The 3658-nt window shown below is 70.0% G+C and carries 3 protein-coding genes and 1 pseudogene; 3 read left to right on the top strand and 1 reads right to left on the bottom strand.

The annotated features are described in order from the left end of the window. From ABZX11_RS48090 to ABZX11_RS48080, 3 genes are all read left to right on the top strand, one after another. Positions 1-1108, top strand: a 1108-nt coding sequence (locus ABZX11_RS48090) for a family 2B encapsulin nanocompartment shell protein (protein ID WP_354925897.1), incomplete at its 5' end; no start/stop codon positions are given. Then, positions 1105-2487 carry a family 2B encapsulin nanocompartment shell protein gene (locus tag ABZX11_RS48085; RefSeq protein WP_354925894.1) on the top strand — a complete coding sequence of 461 codons (1383 nt, stop codon included), beginning with the start codon at positions 1105-1107 and terminating at the stop codon, positions 2485-2487. The genes ABZX11_RS48090 and ABZX11_RS48085, both read left to right, overlap by 4 nt. Beyond that, positions 2487-3494, top strand: coding sequence for a family 2 encapsulin nanocompartment cargo protein polyprenyl transferase (locus ABZX11_RS48080; RefSeq protein ID WP_354925891.1), 1008 nt, complete (start codon positions 2487-2489; stop codon positions 3492-3494). The genes ABZX11_RS48085 and ABZX11_RS48080 overlap by 1 nt, the downstream gene beginning before the upstream one ends. A gap of 56 nt (positions 3495-3550) precedes the next feature. Here the strand turns inward: ABZX11_RS48080 and ABZX11_RS48075 are convergent. Beyond that, positions 3551-3658, bottom strand: a pseudogene (locus ABZX11_RS48075) (hypothetical protein); the annotation flags it as partial.

Genomic DNA, 3658 nt, shown 5'->3' with positions numbered 1-3658 from the left:
CGTCCTCACCGAACTCGCCGACCGCTTCACCCAACGCGAATACGCCCCCGGCGACGCCCTCGTCGAATTCGGCTCCCCCGCCGAAGAAGTCTTCCTCCTCGCCCACGGCAAGATCACCAAAATCGGCACCGGCGCCTACGGCGACCACGTCGTCCTCGGCACCCTCGCCGACGGCGACCACTTCGGCGACACCACCCTCACCGACCCCGACGGCATCTGGGAATACACCGCCAAAGCCGTCACCACCTGCACCGTCCTGACCCTCCCCCGCACCGCCTTCCAGGACATCCTCGACCGCTCCGAAACACTGCAGGCCCACCTGGCCGACTACCGCGCCCGCGGCGCCACGGCCAGCAACGACCACGGCGAAGCCGAAATCTCCCTCGCCTCCGGCCACGACGGCGAACCCGTCCTCCCCGCCACCTTCGTCGACTACGAAACCCGCCCGCGGGAATACGAACTCTCCGTCGCGCAGACGGTGCTGCGGGTCCACTCCCGCGTCGCCGACCTCTACAACCAGCCCATGAACCAGATCGAACAACAACTCCGCCTCACCGTCGAAGCACTGCGCGAACGCCAAGAACACGAACTGGTCAACAACCCCGACTTCGGGCTCCTGCACAACGCCGACTTCGCCCAGCGCATCCCCACCCGCACCGGCCCACCCACCCCCGACGACCTCGACGCCCTGCTCACCCTCGTCTGGAAAGACCCCGCCTGCTTCCTCGCCCACCCCGCCACCATCGCCGCCTTCGGCCGCGAATGCACCAAAGCCGGCATCTACCCCGCCAGCGTCGACCTCGCCGGCCACCAAGTCCCCTCCTGGCGCGGCGTCCCCCTCCTGCCCTGCAACAAAATCCCCGTCACCGACACCCGCACCAGCTCCATCCTGCTGATGCGCACCGGCGAACAAGCCCAAGGCGTCGTCGGACTCCACCAAACCGGACTCCCCGACGAATACCAGCCCGGCCTCAACGTCCGCTTCATGGGCATCAACGACCAAGCCCTCATCTCCTACCTCGTCTCCGCCTACTACTCCGCCGCCGTCCTCGTCCCCGACGCCCTCGCCGTGCTCGAAGGCGCCGAACTCGGACGGGAAATCGCGTGACCGTCACCGAGGAGTCGGTGCAGCTCTCGCTCAGCGTCCGCGCCGCGCGGACGCTGAGCACCACCACCAAAACCCCGCCGCAAATGCGCGGCATCACCACCCGCTGGCTACTCACCCAGCTGCCCTGGATCGACGTCCCCGCCGGCTCCTACCGCGTCAACCGCCGCCTCACCTACACCCTCGGCGACGGCAAACTCTCCTTCTACACCACCGGCACCCGCGTCCACGTCATCCCCGCCGAACTCACCGAACTGGCGATATTGCGCGACTTCGGCGACGAGGCAGCGTTGGAGGCGTTGGCGGAGGCGTTCGAGCAACGCGAATACGAACCCGGCGCCACCCTGTTCACCGCCGGCACCCCACTGGACACCCTGTTCCTCATCGCCCACGGCAAAATCACCCGCCACCGCGCCGGCCCCTACGGCGACGACCTCCACCTCGGCACCACCACCGACGGCGACCACTTCGGCGAAGAACTCCTCGGCCCCGAACCCGGCACCTGGACCTTCACCGCCCGCGCGGCGACCCGCGTGACAGCCCTCGTGTTGCCCGCGGCCGCCTACGCCCGCCTCAACGGCCGCTCGGAACCCTTACGCACCCACGTGGCCGAGGCGTTGGCCCGGCCCCGGAAACCGCAGAACCACAAAGGCGAAGCCGCCATCGACCTGGCCGCCGGACACGACGGCGAACCCCTGCTGCCCGGCACCTACGTCGACTACGACCCCTCGCCCCGGGAATACGACCTGGCCGTCGCCCAGACCCTTCTGCGGGTTCACAACCGGGTGACCGATCTTTACAACCAGCCGATGAACCAGCTCGAACAACAGCTGCGGCTGACCGTGGAAGCGTTACGGGAACGGCAAGAACACGAACTGATCAACAACACCGACTTCGGGCTCCTGCACAACGCCGACCTCAAACAACGGATCCCCACCCGGACCGGGCCGCCGACGCCGCTCGACCTCGACGACCTGCTCTGCCGGCGCCGCAAAACCCGCTTCTTCCTCGCCCATCCTCAAGCCATCGCGGCGTTCGGCCGGGAATGCACCGCCCGGCGCATCTACCCCGACACCACCCTCGTCGACGGCAAACGCGTCACCACCTGGCGCGGGGTGCCGATCCTGCCCAGCGACAAAATCCCCATCACCCCAGCCGGCACCACCTCCATCCTCGCCATGCGCACCGGCGAAGACGACGCCGGTGTCATCGCCCTCCGACCCAAAACACTCCCCGACGAATACCAGCCCGGACTCAACGTCCGACACATGGGCACCAACGACCAAGCCATCACCTCCTACCTCGTCAGCGCCTACCACTCCGCCGCCGTCCTCGTCCCCGACGCCCTCGGCATCCTCGACGACGTCCAGATCGGCAGCTGATGACGACCATGAACACGCGGACCGCCGCCCGTCCGCTCACCGACGTCCTGGCGTGGAGCAAGGGACTCGTCGACCCGGCGCTGCGGGCGGCCTCCGAGCGGCTGCCGGAGACGATGCGGCGGATCGCCGCCTACCACTTCGGCTGGCAGGACGCGGCCGGGCGCCCGGCGGCCGGCGACGGCGGCAAGGCGCTGCGGCCGGCGTTGGTGCTGCTGTGCGCGGAAGCCGCGGGCGGGGAGGCGGCCGATGCGGTGCCCGCCGCCGTCGCCGTCGAGCTGGTGCACAACTTCTCGCTGCTGCACGACGACGTCATGGACGGCGACACGACCCGGCGGCACCGCGCGACGGCGTGGACGGTGTTCGGCACCGGGCCGGCGGTGCTGGCCGGGGACGCGTTGCTGAGCCTGGCGTTCGAGGTGCTCGCGCCCAGCGGCGCGGCGAACGCGAAGGTGCTGTCGGACGCGACACTCGCCCTGCTCGAAGGCCAGGCCGAGGACCTGGACTTCGAGCAGCGCGACGACGTCACCCCCGCCGAGTGCGTGCGGATGGCGGAGGGCAAGACGGCGGCCCTGCTGGGCGCGGCCTGCGCGCTCGGCGCGGGCGGCGCGGAGCGGTTCGGTGCGTTCGGCCGCGCGGTCGGCCTGGCGTTCCAGCCCGTCGACGACCTGCTCGGGATCTGGGGCGACCCGGCCGTCACGGGCAAGCCGGTGTACTCGGACCTGCAGAACCGCAAGAAGTCCCTGCCGGTGGTGACGGCCCTGTGTTCCGGCACCCCGGCCGGCGCGGACCTCGCCGCGCTCTACGCTCGGCCCGAACCCCTGGACGAGACCGAGCTGGCCCACGCGGCGACCCTGGTCGAGGCCGCGGGCGGCCGCCAGTGGAGCCAGGCCCAGGCGGACGCGTTGTTCGCCAAGGCCCTCCGCGACCTCACCGCGGCCGCCCCACCTTCCCGCGCCACCGCCGAACTCGCCACCCTGGCCCGCCTCATCACCACCCGCACCCACTGAAGCCGTAACTCGCGTGCTCAGGAACGTGACTCGCGTGATTGAAGCCGTAACTCGCGAGATACGGCTTCAATCTTGCGCAGGCCGTTCTGGTGCATGTCCAGTGGGCGTGAGCCGATCGCGTCACCGCCCGGCAGCGCCACGACGGCCTGTTTCAGCCGGCCGAC

The sequence above is a fragment of the Amycolatopsis sp. NPDC004169 genome (assembly GCF_040610315.1).
Classification (GTDB): domain Bacteria; phylum Actinomycetota; class Actinomycetes; order Mycobacteriales; family Pseudonocardiaceae; genus Amycolatopsis.
Note: the sequence above shows the minus strand (reverse complement) of the source record. Positions and strands in the feature narration are given on the sequence as shown.

Excerpts from the sequence above, each read along its gene's own strand:
- ABZX11_RS48080 (WP_354925891.1), top strand. The coding sequence starts at position 2,487 with ATGACGACCATGAACACGCGGACCGCCGCCCGTCCGCTCACCGACGTC.